Source organism: Cupriavidus sp. 86D6 (genome assembly GCF_057815095.1).
The window spans coordinates 144,693-164,521 of record NZ_JBYPSB010000007.1; the positions used below are offsets into that span (position 1 = coordinate 144,693).

17 protein-coding genes are annotated in these 19,829 nt (G+C 68.2%); 2 read left to right on the forward strand and 15 right to left on the reverse strand.

Going from position 1 to position 19,829, the window contains the following annotated elements; all coding sequences use genetic code 11:
• Window positions 1-240: 240 nt before the first annotated feature.
• Complete coding sequence (locus AC3G88_RS18360) at window positions 241-1,230, forward strand: NAD(P)H-dependent flavin oxidoreductase (RefSeq protein WP_153949806.1); 990 nt, start codon at window positions 241-243, stop codon at window positions 1,228-1,230.
• 93 nt (window positions 1,231-1,323) lie between these two features.
• Here AC3G88_RS18360 and AC3G88_RS18365 read toward each other — a convergent pair whose 3' ends face one another.
• Window positions 1,324-1,914 carry a PadR family transcriptional regulator gene (locus AC3G88_RS18365; RefSeq protein WP_400393000.1) on the reverse strand — a complete coding sequence of 197 codons (591 nt, stop codon included), beginning with the start codon at window positions 1,912-1,914 and terminating at the stop codon, window positions 1,324-1,326.
• A 341-nt stretch (window positions 1,915-2,255) separates the two neighbouring features.
• Between AC3G88_RS18365 and AC3G88_RS18370 the strand changes: the two genes are divergently transcribed.
• The gene (locus tag AC3G88_RS18370; RefSeq protein WP_153949808.1) at window positions 2,256-2,471 is read left to right on the forward strand and encodes a hypothetical protein; all 216 of its coding nucleotides are present in this window, start codon (window positions 2,256-2,258) and stop codon (window positions 2,469-2,471) included.
• A gap of 228 nt (window positions 2,472-2,699) precedes the next feature.
• Here AC3G88_RS18370 and AC3G88_RS18375 read toward each other — a convergent pair whose 3' ends face one another.
• The 14 genes from AC3G88_RS18375 to AC3G88_RS18440 form a co-directional block, all read right to left on the reverse strand.
• Window positions 2,700-3,704 (reverse strand): Bug family tripartite tricarboxylate transporter substrate binding protein, encoded by a 1,005-nt coding sequence (locus tag AC3G88_RS18375; RefSeq protein ID WP_029051535.1) that lies wholly within the window; start codon window positions 3,702-3,704, stop codon window positions 2,700-2,702.
• Between the two features lie 109 nt (window positions 3,705-3,813).
• Complete coding sequence (locus AC3G88_RS18380; protein WP_488772320.1) at window positions 3,814-4,545, reverse strand: SDR family NAD(P)-dependent oxidoreductase; 732 nt, start codon at window positions 4,543-4,545, stop codon at window positions 3,814-3,816.
• Window positions 4,546-4,899: 354 nt separating this feature from the next.
• Window positions 4,900-6,102 carry a 3-oxoadipyl-CoA thiolase gene (gene pcaF, locus AC3G88_RS18385; RefSeq protein WP_101681470.1) on the reverse strand — a complete coding sequence of 401 codons (1,203 nt, stop codon included), beginning with the start codon at window positions 6,100-6,102 and terminating at the stop codon, window positions 4,900-4,902.
• A 38-nt stretch (window positions 6,103-6,140) separates the two neighbouring features.
• A complete protein-coding gene (locus tag AC3G88_RS18390) occupies window positions 6,141-6,788 on the reverse strand; it encodes a CoA transferase subunit B (protein ID WP_400393007.1) in 648 nt (215 codons plus the stop codon).
• Window positions 6,789-6,807: 19 nt separating this feature from the next.
• Complete coding sequence (locus AC3G88_RS18395) at window positions 6,808-7,491, reverse strand: 3-oxoacid CoA-transferase subunit A (protein ID WP_249640962.1); 684 nt, start codon at window positions 7,489-7,491, stop codon at window positions 6,808-6,810.
• A gap of 356 nt (window positions 7,492-7,847) precedes the next feature.
• Window positions 7,848-10,901: an AAA family ATPase gene (locus AC3G88_RS18400; protein WP_488772321.1), complete on the reverse strand. Its 3,054-nt coding sequence runs from the start codon at window positions 10,899-10,901 to the stop codon at window positions 7,848-7,850.
• Entirely contained in the window at window positions 10,898-12,043 is a 1,146-nt protein-coding gene (locus tag AC3G88_RS18405) for an exonuclease SbcCD subunit D (protein ID WP_488772322.1), read from the reverse strand. The genes AC3G88_RS18400 and AC3G88_RS18405 overlap by 4 nt, the downstream gene beginning before the upstream one ends.
• 86 nt (window positions 12,044-12,129) lie before the next feature.
• Entirely contained in the window at window positions 12,130-13,494 is a 1,365-nt protein-coding gene (locus tag AC3G88_RS18410) for a sigma 54-interacting transcriptional regulator (protein ID WP_488772323.1), read from the reverse strand.
• Between the two features lie 13 nt (window positions 13,495-13,507).
• The gene (locus AC3G88_RS18415) at window positions 13,508-15,256 is read right to left on the reverse strand and encodes a TadG family pilus assembly protein (RefSeq protein ID WP_488772325.1); all 1,749 of its coding nucleotides are present in this window, start codon (window positions 15,254-15,256) and stop codon (window positions 13,508-13,510) included.
• A 10-nt stretch (window positions 15,257-15,266) separates the two neighbouring features.
• The gene (locus tag AC3G88_RS18420) at window positions 15,267-15,602 is read right to left on the reverse strand and encodes a DUF3613 domain-containing protein (protein WP_488772326.1); all 336 of its coding nucleotides are present in this window, start codon (window positions 15,600-15,602) and stop codon (window positions 15,267-15,269) included.
• Window positions 15,599-16,447 carry a tetratricopeptide repeat protein gene (locus AC3G88_RS18425; protein WP_488772327.1) on the reverse strand — a complete coding sequence of 283 codons (849 nt, stop codon included), beginning with the start codon at window positions 16,445-16,447 and terminating at the stop codon, window positions 15,599-15,601. Before AC3G88_RS18425 ends, AC3G88_RS18420 begins: the two co-directional genes overlap by 4 nt.
• A complete protein-coding gene (locus AC3G88_RS18430; RefSeq protein ID WP_488772386.1) occupies window positions 16,444-17,574 on the reverse strand; it encodes a type II secretion system F family protein in 1,131 nt (376 codons plus the stop codon). The genes AC3G88_RS18425 and AC3G88_RS18430 overlap by 4 nt, the downstream gene beginning before the upstream one ends.
• 18 nt (window positions 17,575-17,592) lie before the next feature.
• Window positions 17,593-18,519, reverse strand: a complete 927-nt coding sequence (locus AC3G88_RS18435) for a type II secretion system F family protein (RefSeq protein ID WP_488772387.1) — start codon at window positions 18,517-18,519, stop codon at window positions 17,593-17,595.
• A complete protein-coding gene (locus tag AC3G88_RS18440) occupies window positions 18,512-19,828 on the reverse strand; it encodes a TadA family conjugal transfer-associated ATPase (RefSeq protein WP_488772328.1) in 1,317 nt (438 codons plus the stop codon). The genes AC3G88_RS18435 and AC3G88_RS18440 overlap by 8 nt, the downstream gene beginning before the upstream one ends.
• Window position 19,829: the final 1 nt, after the last annotated feature.

Consider the following 19,829-nt stretch of genomic DNA (forward strand, 5'->3'; position numbering starts at 1 on the left):
CTTCATCTCCTGCATGGCGCATAAGGCAATGGGGCCATTGTAGACAATGCGCCACTGGCCGCCGCCGCGGTGCCGCAAATAGTCGCTGCAACCCGTTGCATGGAGCCAGGCGGACGTGATACCTTGCGGTTCATCATGCAACTGGTTGCATAGCAAGTCCGATTGCCTGATCGCCTGCCTGCCTCGCCGCGTCGATGGCATGTGCCCCACGATTTGCCGCCCTCCTCCGAAGGAACCGTCATGGCCATTCCCGCCCTGCTGCAAAACCTGTCGCTGCCGGCCGTCTGCTCGCCGCTGTTCATCATTTCCAATCCCGACCTGGTCATCGCGCAATGCAAGGCCGGCGTGGTGGGCTCGTTCCCGGCGCTCAACGCGCGCCCGGCCGAGAAGCTGGAGGAATGGCTGGACCGCATCACGACCGAGCTGGCCGAGCACGACGCCAAGCACCCGGACCGTCCCGCCGCACCGTTCGCGGTCAACCAGATCGTGCACAAGTCCAACGACCGGCTCGAACACGACCTGGAAATGTGCGTGCGCTACAAGGTGCCCATCGTCATTACGTCGCTGGGCGCCCGCGCGGAAGTCAACGAGGCCGTGCATTCGTACGGCGGCATCGTGCTGCATGATGTGATCAACAATACCTTTGCCCGCAAGGCGATCGACAAGGGCGCCGACGGCCTGATCGCCGTGGCGGCCGGCGCGGGCGGCCATGCCGGCACGCTGTCGCCGTTTGCGCTGTTGCACGAGATCCGCGAATGGTTCGATGGCCCGCTGCTGCTGTCCGGCGCCATCGCCAGCGGAGACGCGGTGCTGGCCGCCCAGGCGGCGGGCGCAGACCTGGCCTATATCGGCTCGGCCTTCATTGCCACGCTGGAAGCCAATGCCCAGGACGCTTACAAGCAGATGATCGTCGACAGCAACGCCGACGACATCGTCTATTCGAACCTGTTCACGGGCGTGCACGGGAATTACCTGCGCGAAAGCATCGTGCGCTCGGGCCTGGACCCGGAAGCACTGCCGACGTCGGATGCCACGGCCATGAACTTCGGCTCGACCCGGGTCAAGCCGTGGAAGGACATCTGGGGCGCCGGTCAGGGCGTGGGCGCCATCAAGCGCGTGGTACCGGCAGCCGAACTGGTGCGCCGGTTCGTGGAAGAGTACGCACTGGCACGCCGCCGCCTGGGCCTGGCGCCAGCGGAAGCCGCCGCGCATGCGGCCAGCGTCGCCTGATTTGGCGTTTTTCTGATGTATTCCTGATGTGTCCCTTTCCCGCCCCGGTGCATGACCCGGCGGGAAAGGGCATTGGCAGCCGGCGCTCCGCCGTTAGCCTTCGCCGGGTATTTCCAGCAGCGGCATCAAGTCGCGCCCCCACTTCACCCAGTCCTCCTGGAACCGGATGCCTCGCCGCAGCAGCGCATACTGGATTTGCTGGCGCCGATCGAGCGTGCCGCCGAAATCCTTGCGCTCGATATCGCGGTAGAGCGCCAGGCGATCCTCGTGCAGGGCGATCAGGCGCCGCATTTCCTCGTCCAAGCCGAGCGGCCCGATTGCAGCATCTGCACGTAGCTTAACCAGAATTTCCTCACGCTGGTCCAGCCCCGCACCGGGCGACAGCACCCAACGCACCAGTTCGTCGCGGCCGGACGGCAGCACGTAGTACACCTTCTTGCGATTCTTTTTTTCCGCCGGCGCCCCGTGCGGTGCGCTGGCCGGAGTGGCGGGGGCCGCCTGATCCTTGCCGCCGTCCTCGGCCGCAATCCAGCCCATTTCGGCCATCCGCCCCAGTTCGCGGTAAATCTGCTGGTGCGTGGCGTGCCAGAAATAGCCGATGGACTTGTCGAAACGGCGCGCCAGGTCGTAACCCGACGACGGCTTTTCAATCAGGGAAATCAGGAGCGCGTGCTGGGTGGACATTCGCCGTGCAAGTGGTGGCCCGGGGTTGGCATGAAGGTTGCTGCCTTGAGCCGGGAATGTTCAGGGTGGCGCTATGGTAGCGCGCAAGTCAGGGCGCGTCATGCCGTTAACCCTTGCAACGCCTGTCGGGCGGCGTCGGCGCGGGACCACCATCCTGATATCGACAGCCCAACAGAATCCTAAATATGACAATTTAGGCAATTATCCAGAAACTGATGTAAAAAAATCGAAATGGCTTTTCGCGACCGCCTGCAATACATTCCAGACATTGCCACCCGCATGCGCGCGCCTTTTCCTTGCCGGCCCAACGTTCAGCGCCATGCGTCTCCTGGGAGTCGTCGATGAACGCAAGACCGGAAATCACCGAAGGCACGGCAGCGGGCGAGTCCTCGGTGTCCGTCAGCGCCGCGCGCGCACGTGCCGGAACGGCACCGATCTACTACCGGCTGCCCGATACCCCGGACGGCCACCATATCAAGGAATACGCCAGCGGCCTGCGCCAGCTGGTGCGCTTCGTCGGTGTCGAGGAACAGGTCGTCAAGTACAGCCTGACCTGATTGCCTGCCGGCGGCCAGGGTCCGCCCGGCCGCCCGCCGAAGCCGCAGCTTGTCTCCTCCTGTCCTCACGGACCTGGGATTTGCGCCCGCGCCAACCTCGCGGGCGTTTTCTTTGGCGCACGTCTTTTGGCGCGGGCAATAAAAAACCGGCCGCCGGGCAGGCGCCCGGAGCCGGTTCGAGTACTGCCGTACTGCTTGCCCGCGTGCTACCGACGCAGGCTCGGGCGATCAGTCCACCGTCGCGCCCGAAGCCTTCACCACCTTGGCCCACTTGGCGGTTTCGGACTTCATGAAGGCGGCCAGCTGGGCCGGCTTCTCCGGGTTCGGCTCGGCACCTTGCTCGGCCATCTGCTTCTTCACTTCCGGCATGGCCAGGATCTTGACCACTTCGGCATTCAGGCGATCGACGATCGGCTGCGGCGTGCCTCCGGTGGCGTACAGGGCGAACCACGACGTGGCTTCATAGCCCGGCACACCGGCTTCGGCCACGGTCGGCACGTCCGGCAGTGCCGGCGAACGCTTGCCCGAGGTCACGGCGATGGCGCGCAGCTTGCCGGCCTTCACGTGCGGGTACGACGAGGGCATGTTGTCGAACATCAGGCCGATCTGGTTGCCCAGCAGGTCGTTCACGGCCGGGGCGCTGCCCTTGTACGGAATGTGCTGGATATGCAGGCCGGTCATCGAGTTGAACAGCTCGCCCGACAGGTGCATCGACGAACCGCTACCCGACGAACCATACGACAGCTTGTCCGGGTTGGCCTTCACGTAGGCAATCAGTTCCTTGATGTTGTGGACGGGCACCTTCGGGTTCACTACGACGATGTTCGGCACCATGGCCACGCGCGTGATCGGCGCGAAATCCTTGACCGGGTCGTACGGCAGCTTCGAGTACAGCGACTGGTTGATCGCGTGCGTGCCGATCGTACCCATGAACAGCGTGTAGCCGTCGCCCGGGGCCTTGGCAGCCAGCGATGCGCCGATGTTGCCGCCCGCGCCCGGACGGTTGTCCACCACCACCGGCTGACCCAGCGCCTTGCCCAGTTGCAGGCTGACGATACGGGCCAGGATGTCGGTGGTGCCACCGGCCGAGAACGGCACGATCATCGTGATCGGCTTGGTCGGGTAGTTGCCCTGCGCCTGCGCGCCGGTCATGACGGCAAAGCCGGCGGCCATTGCGACGCCAGCGGCCAGCAGGCGTCTGCGCGCCTTCGAGGTTTGATTGGTGATGCTCATCTTGTGCTCCAGGAATTGATGCACACCGGCGGACGAACCTTGTGAGCGGCCGCAGGCGCAATGCTTGTGTATCGCTATTCCACCCCGTGCCTTGGGGCGGGCAACTTTCTTATACGGGTGCCACCCCCAGCGTGGTTCCGCCGCAGACGTACAGCACTTGTCCCGTCACGAAACCATTCTCGGGGGCGAGGAAGAACAGCGAGGCACGCGCCACGTCTTCCGGCGTTCCCATTCTCTTCACGGCGATGCTTGCCAGGATGCGCCGTGTCTGTTCGCTGCCCTCCGGATTGCTCTTTCGGAACAGCTCGGTGGCGATGGGACCCGGTGCCACGGCGTTGACGGTGATGCCGTCGCCGCCCAGCTCCATCGCCAGCGTTCGGGTCATGCCAACCAGCCCCGCCTTGGCCGCGGAATACACCACGCGCTCGGGCTTGCCCAGCGCCGCGCGCGAGGCCATGTTGACGATACGCCCAAAGCCGGCCGCTCGCATGGCGGGCAGGCAGGCCTGGGTCAGCAGCATCGTGGCCTGCAGCGTCAGGCCCACGACGTAATCGAGATCAGCGGCGGTGGCCGTATCGGCCGTGCCGGGACGCGTGGCGCCGGCGTTGTTGACCAGCCGGGTCACCGCGAACTGCGAGGTCACCGTTTCCGCCACCGCGCGCGTGGCGTCGGCGTTGGTCAGGTCGGCCTGGAAAAAGGTCAGGTTCGGATGCGACCACGTCGGCTCTGCATAGTCGACATTGATCACACGGGTCACGCCATCGGCGAGCAGCATTTCTGCAATCGCACGGCCAATGCCGGAACTGGCGCCGGTGACGAGCGTGGCAACGGGAAGGGACATCTCAGAACTCCGCACCGGCACACATGCGCCGGGTCAGTCAGAAAAAGATGCGGCAAGACCGGCGAGCCCGTCGGTCTGGCCGCAATGCTCTACCTCGTTGGGGAAGAGACACCACTGAAACTTCCCACCTGTATTAACGGCGGGAAAAGAGGGGAATTAAGCGTTCGGTGAATTCATGACGTCGCGGCACCGGGTTGCTCCCCTCTCCCGCACGGCGGGAGAGGGGTTGGGGGAGAGGGCGCGGCAGTTCGAATTACGACAAATCGCAATTCGAGCCCTTTTACCGTCTCCCCCACTCCTCTCCCATTGCATGGGAGAGGGGCGCGCATAACGACGGCACTCAGCCCTGAACCATCAAACCCGCTCGATCACCATGGCGATACCCTGGCCCACGCCGATGCACATCGTGCACAGCGCGAAACGGCCGCCGGTACGCTCCAGCTGGTACAGCGCCGTCGTCACCAGGCGCGCGCCGCTCATGCCCAGCGGGTGGCCCAGGGCGATCGCGCCGCCGTTCGGGTTCACGCGCTTGTCGTCGTCGGCGATGCCCAGCTGACGCAGCACGGCCAGGCCTTGCGCGGCAAACGCTTCGTTCAGTTCGATCACGTCGATCTGGTCCAGCGACATGCCCAGCTGCTTCATCAGCTTCTGGGTGGCCGGTGCCGGGCCAATACCCATCACGCGCGGCGCCACGCCGGCCGTTGCCATGCCGACGATGCGGGCACGCGGCTTCAGGTTGTGCTGCTTCAGGCCCGCTTCGCTGGCCAGCAGGATGGCGCAGGCGCCATCGTTCACGCCCGACGCATTACCGGCGGTCACGGTGCCGTCCGGGCGCACCACGCCGCGCAGCTTGGCCAGGGCTTCCATGCTGGTGGCACGCGGGTGCTCGTCGCGGTCGACCACGATCGGGTCGCCCTTCTTTTGCGGAATCGTGACGGCGGTGATTTCCTGGGCCAGCGTGCCGTCGGCCTGCGCGCGCGACGCCTTTTCCTGGCTGCGCAGCGCCATCAGATCCTGGTCTTCGCGGCTGATCTTGTAGTCCGTGGCCACGTTCTCGGCGGTCTCGGGCATCGAGTCCACGCCGTAGGCGGCACGCATCGCCGGGTTGATGAAGCGCCAGCCGATGGTGGTGTCGAAGATCTCGGCCTGGCGCGAGAATGCCGACGTGGCCTTGCCCATCACGAACGGGGCGCGGCTCATGCTTTCCACGCCGCCCGAGATCATCAGGTTGGTTTCGCCCGACTTGATGGCGCGCGCGGCAGTGCCGGTGGCGTCCATGCCCGAGCCGCACAGGCGGTTGATCGTCGAACCCGGCACGGCCTCCGGCAGACCGGCCAGCAGCGCCGACATGCGCGCCACGTTGCGGTTGTCTTCGCCCGCCTGGTTGGCGTTGCCGTAGATCACGTCGTCGATGGCCGACCAGTCCAGGCCGGCGTTGCGTGCCATCAGTGCCTTCAGGGGCACCGCACCCAGGTCGTCCGCGCGCACGCCGGACAGGCTGCCGCCGTAACGGCCGATGGGGGTACGGATGGCGTCAACGATAAATGCGTCGCTCATGTTCTGTCTCGCTCGGTTTTGGTGGTCTGGGTGGTGGATCAGGCGGCTTGGGCCTGCTTCAGGGGCACGCCGGTCAGACGTTGCAGTTCGTCAAACGACAGGCCTTCCGCGAGGTCGCGTGCAACCAGGCCGTCCGGCGTCACGTCGAGCGTGGCCAGATCCGTGTAGATGCGCGTCACGCAGCCGATGCCGGTCAGCGGATACGTGCATTCCGGCACGATCTTGCTCTCGCCCTGCTTGGTCAGGTGCTCCATCATCACGAATACCTGCTTGGCGCCGATGGCCAGGTCCATCGCACCGCCCACGGCGGGAATGGCGCCGGGGGCACCGGTATGCCAGTTAGCCAGGTCGCCCTTTTCGGACACCTGGAAGCCGCCCAGCACACAGTAGTCGAGATGGCCGCCGCGCATCATCGCGAACGAATCGGCGTGGTGGAAGTACGAACCACCGGCCTTGATCGTCACCGGCTGCTTGCCGGCGTTGATCAGGTCGCCGTCTTCTTCACCGGCAGCCGGGGCGGGGCCCATGCCCAGCAGGCCGTTTTCGCTGTGCAGCAGGATTTCCTTGTCGGCCGGCAGATGGTTGCCAACCAGGGTGGGCAGGCCGATGCCGAGGTTCACCACGGCACCGTCCGGAATGTCTTTGGCCACGCGGGCGGCCATCTGATCGCGGGTCAGGCGTTGCATGTTCTTTCTCCTTCTACGCTCAGGCGGCCTGGGCAGCCGAGCCGCCCACCTTGACCACACGCTTGACGAACAGGCCCGGCGTGACGATGTGCTCGGGGTTCATGTCGCCCAGTTCGACGACGTGGCTGACCTGCACGATCGCGCACTTGGCAGCCATGGCCATGATCGGGCCGAAGTTGCGTGCGGTCTTGCGGTAGGTCAGGTTGCCCCAGCGGTCTGCCGTGTCGGCCTTGATCAGCGCGAAGTCGGCGTGGATCGGCTTTTCGAACACATAACCCTGGCCGTCGATGATGCGCGTTTCCTTGCCTTCGGCCAGCGGCGTGCCGTAGGCCGTGCGCGTGAAGAAACCGCCGATGCCGGCACCGGCTGCGCGGATGCGCTCGGCCAGATTGCCCTGGGGCACCAGTTCCAGTTCGATCTCGCCCGCATGGAACAGCGAATCGAACACATACGAATCCACCTGCCGCGGGAACGAGCAAATGATCTTGCGCACGCGCTTGGTCTTCAGCAGTGCCGCCAGGCCCGTGTCGCCATTGCCGGCGTTGTTGTTGACGATGGTCAGGTCACGCGCCCCCTGGGCGATTACGGCGTCGATCAGTTCCGCCGGCATGCCAGCCAGGCCAAAGCCGCCGATCAGGATCGTGGCGCCGTCGTGGATGCCGGCCACTGCCGCTTCCACCGAGTCATATAGCTTGTTGATCACTTGCGTTCCAGTACGGAAGGGTCCGGCATCGCGCCGGGACCGGCCGCAAGAGGGGCGGCACGCAAAGATGTCTCCGGCAGACTGCTCGGACGGGCGTCCCATGCGCCGAGGCCGTGCTCGGCACGGCGACGACATCGGGACAGGGTCCACAATCTTGCAGTTGTCTTGATGAGCCGTCTTGCGGCGGCTTCGGTGATGGTCGGCGGATCGGGGGTGCAGCGACGTTCGCTATACGAACCCCAATTCGCAGAATGAACAAAGGTTACACCCGGCGTCAAAACAGGGTCAATAAGGGTCTGCGCGTGGCGGGCGATAATCGGTCACCGCCCGGCGCCCGCAGCGCACGCCGCGTGCACTCACGGCAAGCGCAGCACCGCCTGGCTGCCGTTCGCGCCGGGGCGTACCTCGAGCCGCACATCGATCCGCTCGCGCAACTCTGCCACGTGCGAGATGATGCCGACCAGCCGGCCGGCCTGCTGAAGATCGAGCAGCGTGCGGATGGCGAAGTCCAGGCTTTCCGGATCAAGCGTGCCGAACCCTTCGTCCACGAACAGCGTGTCGAGCTGGATGCCGCCGGCACGCGACTGCACCACGTCGGCCAGCCCCAGCGCCAAGGATAGCGACGCCAGAAAGCCCTCGCCACCCGAAAGCGTGCTGGCCGGCCGGGTGGTGCCGGTATCGTGGTCGAACACTTCCAGGTCCAGCCCGCCGGCCATGCGCTGGTCCCCCTGCTCGCGCACGCGCTGCAGCGCGTAGCGGCCGCGGCTCATGCGCAGCAAGCGCAGCGACGCCGCCTCCAGCACCTCGTCGAGCAGCGTGGCCAGGACAAAGCGTTGGAACGTCATGCGGCGCGGATTGTTGCCATTGGCCACTTCCGACAGGCGGCCCAGCACCGCATAGCGCGTTTCCACCTCGCGCCCTTCGGCGGCCAGCGATTCCACCTGACCCTTGCATTGCAGCAGCGTGTCGCGCGACGCGGCCACTTCGCTGCGCTCGCGGATGGCGGCTTCGAGCCTCACGGCCGCCTGGTCGCGCGTGGCCAGCAGCGCGGGCATGTCGGGGACCTGCAGCGCCTGGGCGATGGCGGCGGTGCGGGCATGCCATTCGGCTGCACGGGCCAGCTCGACATCGAACGCACGGATCGCATCGTCCAGCGCCGACATGTCGTCGGCGGACAGGCACGCGGCAGCGTAAGCGTCTTCATGGTCGAAGGCGGCCGCACGCATGGCGTCGGCCAGTGCCGCCTCGCGCTCGGTGACGCGGGCGTCTGCCTGGGTGACGTTGTCCCGCGCGGACGCCAGCGCCGCCGCCGTGGCGGCCTGCAGCGCGACGGCGTCGCGCTCGGCGCCCTGTGCGGCCTGCAATGCGGCTTCGAGCGCGCCGGCTTCGCGCCGGGCAGCCTCGAGCGCGGCCGTCATCGTATCGGGGTCGCGCGAATCCTCGGGCACCTGTTCGCAGGCGGCCTGCCATTCGCCATCCAGCCGCGCGTGTTCCTGCGCGGCGGTGCGGGCAGCCGTGTCGGCAGCCTGGGCCAACACTTCGGCGGCTTCGACGGCCTTGCGGGCCTGTGCTGCCTGCGCCGCCAGCGCCTCGGCGCGCTTGCCTGCCTGTTCGGCCTGGCGGGCAGCCTCGGCCAGCGCGGCGATCTCGGCATCGAGCGCGCTGGCGCCCGCCGCGGAAACATCGCCAGCGGCCTCGATCAGGTCCGCCAGCCGCGCCTGCCATTGCGCGGCGCTGGCGCCCGCCCGCTGGTGCGCGGTGCTGGCCTCGGCCAGCGCATCCTCGGCCTTCTGCAACACCAGCCGCGCGGCATCGAGATCGTCGTCGGTCACCAGCGCCAGCGTCTGTTGCGCCAGTGCCGGATGATCCTTGCCGCCGCACACCGGGCACGGCTCGCCGCGCCGGACGCTGGCGGCCAGGCGCGCGGCCTGCCCGTGGCGCCAGTCCACCTCGGCCTGGCGCATGGCCACGCGCGCCGCATCGCGGGCTTCGGTGGCTGCGCGCTGCTGCGCCTCGCTGGACGCCAGTGCCGCGCGCAGCGGCCCAAGCTCGGCCTCGATCTGGCGGCATTTCGCAATGCGGGCGGCCCGCTCGCGGGCCTGTTCGAGCCGCAGCTGCAGCGCCTGCTGCCCCGCCGCGCCCGCGCGCGCCTGTTCGGCATCGGCCTCCAGCGCCTTGAGCGCCCTGGCGGCGGCCTGAAAAGCGTCGATCTTCGCCGCGCACGCCGACTGCGCCATGGCCAGCGTGGTGCCGGCCTGTGCCACGGCATTGCGCTGCACCTCCAGCCTGCGAGCGTGCGGCAGCAGGTGTTCGAGCCGGGTCACCGTGCGTTGCGCGGCGGCCCGGGCCTCCTGGCGCGACAGTTCGGCGCGCAGCGCACGGGCGGCAGTTTCCGCCGCCTGCGCGGCCCGCGTGGCCGATGTCTCGGCTTGCGCCTGGGCCGCGCGCACCCTGGCCTGATCCTGCCGGGCTGCCTGCAGTTGCTGCACCGCCGGCGTGACCTGCGCGGCGCGGCGCGCCGCCTGCAGCCGCGCGCGATCGCCGTCCACGGCCGCCACCTTCGCATTCAGCATGGCATGCGCGCCCTCGGCTTCGCGCCAGGCCTTGATCTGGGTATGTTCAAGCTCGCCCTTGCGCAGCGACGCCTGCGCAGCCTCGCTGTCGGCGCGCGCGACGTCCTCGCGGCGCAGCAGTTCGGCCAGCGTGACCTGCAGCGCGTCGATGCGATCGGTCAGGGCGTCGATCGACGCCAGCGCGTGCTGGTCCAGCAACGTCTTGCGGCGCACGGCAATCTGCTCGGCCTCGCGCCGGATGCTGGCGGCCTGCTCCTTGAGCTGTTCTTCCACGCGGCGATACAGCTCGGTATGGAACAGCCGCTCCAGAATGCCCTGGCGCGCTCGCGAATCGGCGGTCAGCAGCTCGCGAAAGCGGCCCTGCGGCAGCACGATGACCTGGCGGAACTGCGCACTGTCGAAGCCCAGCAGATCGCGCACGGCGTCGCTGACGCGGCCCGGCTGGCTGGCGTGGCTCTTCCAGGCGCCGTCGAGCATCACGTCCAGCTGCGCCTTGGCGGCTTCCTTGACGAGACCGCCTGCCGCGCGCTGGCTGGGGCGGTCCTGCGTGGGCGAGCGCGACACGCGGTAGCGCATCGCCCCCAGGCCGAATTCCAGCGTGACTTCGGTGCGCAGCGCGGGGTCGGCATTGGCGCTGCGCATGTCCTGCGCGCTGCGCTCGCCGCCCGACGTATCGCCGTAGAGCGCAAAGCAGATGGCATCGAGCAGCGTGGTCTTGCCCGCGCCCGTGGGTCCGTGGATCAGGAAGAACGCCTGCTCGCCGAGCCGTGTGAAATCGATGGTCTCGGTGGCGGCAAACGGACCGAAAGCCTGCAACCTCAGGTACAGCGGTTTCATGCCGATTCCCTTTCCGAAGCCTCCATACCGGCCAGTAGATGGTCCAGCGCACGGCGTTGCTCGCCGTCCAGGTCCGCGTCGGCCACTTCGCGGAAGAAATTCGCAAACAGACTGCCGGTGTCCAGTTCGCGCATGCGCCGGCCCGCCTCGCCGGCCTGCCCGCTGCGTGCCAGGATGGCCCGCTCGATCGCCAGCGCGTTCGGATACGCCTCGCGCAGGCGCGCCATCGGGTCCAGCAGCGCGCCGGTATCGGTCAGCACCGCATAGACGTAGTCGTCCCGGCGCGCGTCCGCCAGGCCCGCCTCCACCAGCGCGGCCAGTTCGCCGGTCAGGATGCGCAGGTCGCGGCGCGGCTGCAAGGCGATGGGCTCGATGCGCACGGCGCCTTTATCGTCCAGTTCGACCAGCGACACGGTCTTGTGGTGATCGGCTTCCGACAGCGAATACTTGAGCAGCGACCCGGCGTAATGAATCCGCTCGCCGATGGTCTGCGGCCGGTGCAGGTGGCCCAGCGCCACGAAGTCGAAGCCGTGGAACAGGTCCGCCCCCACCGCCCCGCTGCCGCCCACCGACAGCGGCCGTTCCGATTCACTGACCGCACCGCCCACCACGAATGCGTGTCCCACCGCCACGGCGCGCACGCCGGCCGGATGGCTGGCCCGGATCGCGTCGAGTTGCGCCCCCAGCGCCGCCTCGTGCGATGACAGCCCGACACCGAGCGCGTCGCGCACCACCGCAGGCTCCGCATACGGCAGCGCGTAGATCCGCACCTCGCCATGGGCGTCGCGCAGCGACACGCAGGCGGCTTCCGGCCCCGTGCGGCCCGCCACATGCAGGCCGCGCGCGGCCAGCAGACGCGCGCCGAAATCCAGCCGCTGCGCGCTGTCGTGGTTGCCCGCGATCATCACCACCGGCACATCGGCTTCCACCACGATGCGCGCCAGCACGTCGTCCAGCAGCGCCACGGCCTCGGGCGGCGGCACCGCGCGATCGTAGACGTCGCCGGCAATCAGCACGGCATCGGGCCGCACCTCGCGCACCAGCGCCACTAACTGGTCGAGCACGTGCGCCTGGTCTTCCAACAGGCTGCGGGCATGGAAGAGCCGACCGAGATGCCAGTCGGCGGTGTGGAGAAAACGCAATTCGGGTCCTTCGGCGCGGTGGCGCGTAATGCACGGCCTTGCCGTGCGGTCCCGCATCATAACGTCCCGATGCCGGCAGCCGGCCTTCAGACCGGCTCCGCCTCGCTGTCGGCGATCTGGAACTTGCGCATCTTCTCCCACAGCACCTTGCGGCTGATGCCCAGGCAGGCAGCCGTATCCTGTCGCCGCCAGCCGTTGGCGTCGAGCGCGGCGATGATGCGGCGGCGCTCCTCGACATCGGCGCGCGGATCGCCCCGCTCGGAACCATCGAACGCACCCGGACGCAGCCCCCGGAACAGCGGCCGTATGCGGTCCTCGTCCCAGCCGCCATACTGCCGCGCGGTAATGCCCACGCGCTCGGCCAGGTTGCGCAGCTCGCGCACGTTACCGACGAAGAACGCCGTGCCCACGGCCCCCTTGAGCCAGTCGGGCATGGGCGGCAGCGCATCGTAGGCGGCCGCGCCCATCATGTGGCGCAGGAACGATTGCAGCAGGCCCACCTTGTCGCCGGGGCCGCGATCCTCCAGGCTCGGGATACGCAACTCGATTACCGCCAGCCGGAAATACAGGTCGGCGCGGAAGCGGCCCTCGCGCACCGCCTCGCGCAGGTCCTTGTTGGTGGCCGCCACGAGCCGGAAATCGAGCTTCACGGCCATGGTCGATCCCAGCCGCGTCAGCGCGTTTTCCTCCAGCACGCGCAGCAGCTTGACCTGCTGGAACAGGGGGAGGTCGCCGATCTCGTCCAGGAACAGCGTGCCGCCGGTGGCCTGTTCGAAAAACCCCCGGTGCGCGAACATGGCGCCGGTGAAGGCGCCCTTGGCATGGCCGAAGAACTGCGACTCGAACAGCCCGTCCGGAATCGCCCCGCAGTTCACGGCGACGAACGGCCCCTTGCCATACTGGCTGTTGCGCTCGTGGAACAGCCGTGCGATGCGCTCCTTGCCCGCGCCGGTCTCGCCGTACAGCATCACGTTGCTGTCGAAGTTGGCGAACGTCTCCACCTGTTCCAGCAACTCCTGCATGGCCGGCGATCCGGCCACCAGGTCGGCCACGTCGGGACGCGCCTCGCCGGCGGCCAGCAGCTGCGGCATCAGCTTGACGATCTGGTTGCGCAGGTCGCCGCCATTGAAGTCGTGCGGCAGGATGTACGCGTACTCGGGCGGAAAGCGGCCCGGATCGGTCTCGCGGTCCGGCGCGCCCACCCAGATCACCGGCATGCCGTGGGCGGCTTCCCAGTCCAGCGTGAACTTGGCCGAGCCGATCGCCGATGCGCTGATCACGGCAATGCACGGCTTCACGCGCGCCTCGTTCGGCAGCGCGTCCAGCGCCCCGGCACGAATCACCTCGGTCCCCAGCGGCGTCAGGAATCGCGCCACGCGGTCGGCAATGTCGTACTGGCCTTCCCACACATAGACTTCGAGGCTCTCGTAGGCCCAACGCTCTGCTTTCATGATGGCTCAGGATTCAATACACAAGTTCGGCGTTGTTGCAGTCCACGCTGTTCAGCCGGACGTTGGCGTTGGCGATATCGATGCCCAGCGTGGCCAGCAGCCAGCCTGCCACCCCGTCGATCAACGGCCCCAGCGGATCAATCAGCGGCGTGAGCAGATCCCCCGGGGCGATGCTCGGCACCTTGAGGCCCAGCACATCCAGGGAAAGAACAGGATTGAGATTCCGCAGGAGATCGCCGACGGTGCGACTCACCGGCGCGGCCGCCGACGTGGAGGCATTGGCGCCAGGGTGCAGCACCAGATCCGTGCCGGGGGCGGTCGATGCCGTTTGCAGGGTCGGGTGGGCGATCAGGTCTGCCTGGGCCAAGCTGCCCGGAATCAGCGGCAACGGCAGCGTCACGACACTGACGGTGCCCAGCCGCAGTTGGCTGGACGACGTGCATTGCAGCTTGTTTTCGGTCAGGCATGCCACCATCAGGCTTGGGTCTACCCTGATGGTGGCGGTCCGCTGGTCTGGCGTGGCGGCGCACTGCAAGGCGGTCAGGTCCGCCTTGGCCTGCGCAACCTTGAGCAGCAGCGGCAGGTCGACGCTGGCTGATACCAGCGGCGGCAAGCCAATATTGGCATGCACGGCCAGGTTGACGCCCAGCTGCGCGGTGGACGCCGTCGTCTTCCAGCTGCCGTCGGGCAGTTGCTTCGCCGGGCCCACCGCCACCTTGGGCGGATCGATAATGGTCAGCGATGCCGTGGCAGTGGCGCTGCCCACCGGTTGCAACGGCACGTTCAGATTCGGAATGTTGAGCGCCACCGCGCTGCTGCCGCGCGCCACATAGGCGGCGGTGGTCAGCAGCGATGCCACGTTCAGACCCACTTCGGCCGCCGACGACGCGGCGGGCGTGAGCACGCCGAGATCCAGCAACCGCGCCAGCGTCAGATTGGTGCCGAGCCCGTTCAGGCCGAGCTGCGTCTCGGGGCTGCCCAGCGCCGCACCCAGCAGCGCCTGCCGCCCGGCCGCATTGAGTACCAGCGCGTAGAACTCGCGGATCGACAGCGTGGTGTTCAGCAGCGCATCGACCGTTCCCACGCCAAGCTGGAGCCTCAGCTGCTCCAGCGTGACGTTGGCATTGACCAGTCCGTTCCAGTCGGCCACCGAAAGATTCACCGTATTGCCCAGCAGCAGGCCCAGCACGCCGCTTGCCGAGTTCAGGTTCAACAATCCGCTGCCCAGCGAAAACGACGCCACCGGCGGGCTGGCCGCCGCGATCGCCTCGGCATGCAGCTGGCGCGACGTGCCGCCGGGCAGCACGAACAGCAGCGGCACCGTCAGCGTGCCCTGCACCCGCACAGCATTGGGCGATAGCGCCGCCGCATCGTAGGCGGCGTTGAAGTGCCGCACGGTATCTCCGCTCACGGCATCGGCCGGGTCCCACACGCCCAGGCACGTGCGCATGCGGTCGGCAGCGTCGGCCGCCGCGCTGGCACAGTCCGCGCCCACCGCACCGCGATAGCCGTTCTGGCTGGCCGCTGCCGTCACGGACGCCATCACGTTGGCCGTGGTGGTCGGCAGGTCATCGGCACGCTTGAGCTGCTGGGCGCCCGACAGCGCCGCCAGGTCCACCGCCTTCTGCAACTGCCGCTGGCTGTAGAACACGAAGCCGACATCGATCGACACCAGGGCGCCGATGGCCACGGTGGCGATCAGGACGGCGGCCATCAGGCTGATGGCGCCGCGCTGTCGATAAAGACCGGCCCGATGCTGCATGGCGGTGTCGCTATTGCCCGTTCATCGGCTGGCTGCCCGCGCCGCCGCGCAGCGGGCTGCCGGTGGAAATCGTCGAGAAGAACTCGGGCAGCGGATGGGTGAAGCTGCGCATGTAGCGCGCGTACCCCAGCGCGGCCTGGTCGCCGGTCAACGGTTGCTGCGGACCGGCCTGCGATCCGCTGCGCTGGATATCGAGCAGGCTGCGCGTGGTGTCGCCCACCGCCGCGTCGTTGGGACGCAACTCGGCGGCCGCTGTCGGTTGCTGGGCCATGGCCGGCGCGGCGGCCACCAGCGCGGCGAGCGCCGCCATCCGGGCCAGGCGCGGTGCAAACGGGGAAAGGATCACGGTCTGGCTCCTGCGTTGAGCGCCACGGCCTGCGCGGCAGCCGGGTTCGCATTGGGGTCCGGCATGGGGTTCGCGGCGGCATTCGGATGGGCGTTGCCGCGTGGCGCCGCCTTGTCGCGCAACTGCGCGGCGCGGGTCACGCGGTCCGCTTCCTTGCGGATGGCGGCGCGCGTGGGGTCCGGCATCGCGGCACGCTGCATCATCGCGGTGGCCTCGCTGCGCTTGCCGGTGGCCAGCATCCACACCACGGCATTGCTGATGACCCGCGGATTGTTGGCGTCCAGTTCCAGCGCCTGCATCACCGGCACGCGCGCATCCTGCAGCGCGCCAGCACGCATCAGCGCATAGCCCAGGTCGTTGGCCACCTGCGCGTTGACCGGCTCGAGCACCGCCGCCTGGCGCAGTTCCACGGCGGCGCGCATGAAATCGCCCTGCCGGCCCAGCACCAGGCCGATGCCGTGGCGTGCGCGGGCGGCGCGATCGGTGTTCAGCAGGTCGCGATAGGCCTGCAGCGCTGCGTCGTCCTGGCCGGTCTCGCGCAGCGCATCGGCGCGCAGCACCTGCAGCGCGGTGCTGCTGCCGTACTTCTGCTGGTACGCGTCGATATGGGCCAGCGAGGCGTAGTACATGCCTTCCTGCTGCATCTTGCCGATCAGGCCCAGGTAGACGTTCTGGTCGTTGTACTCGGCGCGTGCGGCCTTGTCCTGCAGCCGGGCCAGTTCGATCTGCGCATCGGCCTGCCGTGCCATGGCCTCGGCGCTGTTGGGTGTGCTGGCGCAGCCGCCCAGCAACGCCGTGGCCACCGCTAACGAGCCTGCCAGCAGCGGGCGGGATAGTCTTGTCATCCATGTCCTCCGTTCATGCGGGCCAGCATCCGGATCACGCCCAGGAAGCCGGGGCCCGCCGTCAGGATCAGCAGCACCGGCAGCAGGCTGACCACCATCACGCCGGTCATCTTCACGGTCAGCCGGCCGATCTTGTCCTTCATGCGCGCCTTGCGGGCCACCTGCAGCCGCTCGCCAAACTGGCGCAGCGGCTCCTGCACCGCGCCGCCGTGCTTGTCCACCTGCGTCAACAGCGTGATCAGGCTCTTCAGGTCTTCGTCGTCGAACAGCTTGCCGATGCGCTGTAGCGTCTGATCCCGCGAGCGCCCCGACGCAAACTGCTGATTCGCACGCTGCAGCTCGGGCCCCAGCACGCGCAGCATCGCGCCGAATTCGGTGACGATGACCTGCAGGCTCTGGTCGATCGACAGGCCCACGCCCTGCAGCAGCCGCAGCATGTCGATCAGCACCGGCAGTTCCTCGGCCACTTCGCGCTGGCGGTTGCCCGCCCAGCGGCGCAATGCGAGCTTCGGCAGCAGGTACGCCGTCGCGAATGTGGCGAACGCCCAGGCCAATGCGTGCACCGTCGGCCCGTCGATCCGCCAGAGCAGGACGGCGCCCGCCAGCGCGGCAGGCACCAGCACCCGCAGGCCGCCGAATACGGCGCGCGGCTGCAGGCCATAAAAGCCGCACTGCTCCAGCAGCAACTGTTCCTCGGCGGCGACCACCGCACGGCCCAGGCGCGATTCGAGCCACGACTGGTTGAAACGGTCGCCGAACGCCGCGCCGAGCCTTGCGCCAAGCGTGGCGGGCGCCGGTCTGGCTGCCGCGGCTGGCCGCGCAGACGCTTGCCCCAGCGCGGCGGCGGCCGCTGCCGCGCGCGCCGACATCTGCGGCGCGGCGGAAGCTGCAGCGGCCGATGTGGGGGCCATCGCCTGTGCGGCAGCCCCGGCTGCCTGCGCCTGGCCCGGTGCGGCCTCGCCCTGCGCGGCGGCTACACCGTGCGTGGCCTGCCGCTGCAGCGCGGCGTCGATGGTCCGTGCGGCCTCGCGCCGCTGCCGCCATTGCCGCAGCAGCGGCCAGGCCAGTACCAGGAGCGCCATCGCGGCCGCAGCCAGGCTCGCGGAGATCAGGGTGGTGGTGTCGATCTGCATGGCCAACGGCTCCTAGATCGACTTTGCCAGCCGGTACAGCATCAGGATGCCGGCCACTTCGAGCCCGGCGGCGCCGAGCAGCATGATGCGGCCGGTGGGGTCCTTCCACATCATCATGATGTAGCCGGCGTTCATCATGAACAGCCCGCCCGCCACCACCAGCGGCAACAGGCCCAGCACCCAGGCGGACAGGCGCGTCTCGGCCGACAGCGCCATCAGCTCGCGCTGCGCTTCCTCGCGGTCGCGCATGAAGGTGGCGGTACGCTCCATCACCACGTCGGCACGCCCGCCATATCGCTGCGACAGCCGCAGTACCGACGACACGATGACCAGCTCGTCCAGGTCATAGGCGCGGCCCATCTGCATCACGGCCTGGTCCAGTTCCTTGCCGGCCCGCTGCAGGTGGATGGCCTGCACCAGGCATTGGCGCAGCGGCGGTTCGGTATTGGCCACCGAATTCTGGAACGCGGCCGGCACGCTGCTGCCGATCGTCATCAGGCGCACCACGCCATCGAGGAAGCCCGGCAGCTGGCGCAGCATCTTGCCCTTGAGCCGGCTGATGCGCAGCCACAGCACGAAGGCCGCCGTCGCCACGGCAACCACCAGCATCGCCACCAGGCCGATGGCACCGCCGGCCGACGCGCCCGCCACGACCAGGCTCAGCATGGGCACGCCCCAGCGCAGGTATGTGCCGCGCGTCGGCGCCATGTCGGCGCGGCGCAGCAGGTCGGCCCAGCGCCGGCGCAGGTCGCGCACCGCGCCGTGCGGCTCCGGTTCCGTGGCCGAGGCGTAGCGGGCACGCACCTGTTCGGTCTGCGCGGCCAGGTGGGCGCGAGCGCGCTCGGCGTTGGCCCGGCCCCGGGCCGTTGCCAGCATCAGCAGGCCCAGCCCCAGCAGCACCAGGGCAAACGTGGCGATGAACAGGCTGGCGCTAGAGATCAAAGCGGTCGTCCAGGGCAAAGCTGGCCGGACGCATGCGCGCCAGCTTGGGCGAATGGGGCAGGATGCCAAGCGAATGCCAGCGGTCGGTCTCGGTGCCGTCGGCGTTGATCACGGGCTCGTGGCGGTACAGCTCCTGCGTGGAAATGATGTTGTCGCCCAGCCCGGTGACCTCGGTGACCGACAGGATGCGCCGGCGTCCGCTGGACAGCCGCCCGATCTGCACGATGAAGTCGACGGCATTGGCAATCTGGCGGCGCAGGCTCACCTCGCTGCCCTGGAAGCCGGCAAAGCCGGCCAGCATTTCGAGCCGGTACAGGCATTCGCGCGGGCTGCTGGCGTGGATGGTGCCCATCGACCCGTCATGGCCGGTACTCATGGCCTGCAGCATTTCCAGCACCTCGCCGCCACGCACTTCGCCCACGATGATGCGGTCGGGGCGCATGCGCAGGCTGTTGCGCAGCAGGTCGCGGATGGTGACTGTGCCCGTTCCCTCGAAGCCGCCGGGACGGCTTTCCAGCCGTACCACGTGCGGATGGTTCAGCGCCAGTTCGGCGGTGTCCTCGATCGTGATCACGCGCTCGCCCGCCGGCATGAACGTGGCCAGCGCATTGAGCAGCGACGTCTTGCCCGAACTTGTGCCGCCGCTCACCAGGATGTTGCAGCGCGCCCGCACCGCCGCTTCCAGCAGCTCCGTGATCTCGGGGCTCATGGTGCCCAGCGCCTGCAGGTCAGCCGGCGTCAGCGGGTCCTTGCGGAATTTGCGGATCGATACCACGGGGCCCGCCAGCGCCAGCGGCGGGATGATGACGTTGATGCGGCCCCCGTCCGGCAGGCGGGCGTCGACCATCGGGTTCGATTCGTCCAGGCGCCGGCCGATCGGCGCCAGGATGCGTCGCACGATGCGCAGCAGGTGGCCGTTGTCGGCAAAGCGCACGGGTATCCGCTCCAGGACGCCGTGCCGCGACACGTAGACGTCGAGATGCCCGTTCACGAGGATGTCTTCCACGGCCACGTCGTGCAGCAGGTCCTCGATCGGGCCAAAGCCGGCCAGTTCCTTGGTCAGCGCCTCGGAAATCTGATGCAGCTCGGCCTCGTTGATCGGAATGCGGCGCAGGCGCGTGAAGCTTTCCAGCTCCAGATCGACAAACCGCTGGATGGCGGTGCGCGTCCAGCGGCCAAACTCCGCCCCGAGTTCCTCGATCCGCGTCAGCAGATGCTCGTGCGCGGCTTCCTTGATCTTGTGGAATTCCTGGGAAACAGGAAACGGGGCGGCGGCGTTGTCCGAGAATTCGATGGCTTCGGTCATG

Bases quoted from the DNA above. Each gene is read 5' to 3' on its own strand.
- AC3G88_RS18370 (WP_153949808.1), top strand. From the start codon at position 2,256: ATGAACGCAAGACCGGAAATCACCGAAGGCACGGCAGCGGGCGAGTCC.
- AC3G88_RS18380 (WP_488772320.1), bottom strand. From the start codon at position 4,545: ATGTCCCTTCCCGTTGCCACGCTCGTCACCGGCGCCAGTTCCGGCATT.
- AC3G88_RS18390 (WP_400393007.1), bottom strand. From the start codon at position 6,788: ATGCAACGCCTGACCCGCGATCAGATGGCCGCCCGCGTGGCCAAAGAC.
- AC3G88_RS18440 (WP_488772328.1), bottom strand. From the start codon at position 19,828: ATGACCGAAGCCATCGAATTCTCGGACAACGCCGCCGCCCCGTTTCCT.
- AC3G88_RS18425 (WP_488772327.1), bottom strand. From the start codon at position 16,447: ATGACAAGACTATCCCGCCCGCTGCTGGCAGGCTCGTTAGCGGTGGCC.
- AC3G88_RS18400 (WP_488772321.1), bottom strand. From the start codon at position 10,901: ATGAAACCGCTGTACCTGAGGTTGCAGGCTTTCGGTCCGTTTGCCGCC.
- AC3G88_RS18375 (WP_029051535.1), bottom strand. From the start codon at position 3,704: ATGAGCATCACCAATCAAACCTCGAAGGCGCGCAGACGCCTGCTGGCC.
- pcaF (WP_101681470.1), bottom strand. From the start codon at position 6,102: ATGAGCGACGCATTTATCGTTGACGCCATCCGTACCCCCATCGGCCGT.
- AC3G88_RS18410 (WP_488772323.1), bottom strand. From the start codon at position 13,494: ATGAAAGCAGAGCGTTGGGCCTACGAGAGCCTCGAAGTCTATGTGTGG.
- AC3G88_RS18365 (WP_400393000.1), bottom strand. From the start codon at position 1,914: ATGTCCACCCAGCACGCGCTCCTGATTTCCCTGATTGAAAAGCCGTCG.
- AC3G88_RS18415 (WP_488772325.1), bottom strand. From the start codon at position 15,256: ATGCAGCATCGGGCCGGTCTTTATCGACAGCGCGGCGCCATCAGCCTG.
- AC3G88_RS18360 (WP_153949806.1), top strand. From the start codon at position 241: ATGGCCATTCCCGCCCTGCTGCAAAACCTGTCGCTGCCGGCCGTCTGC.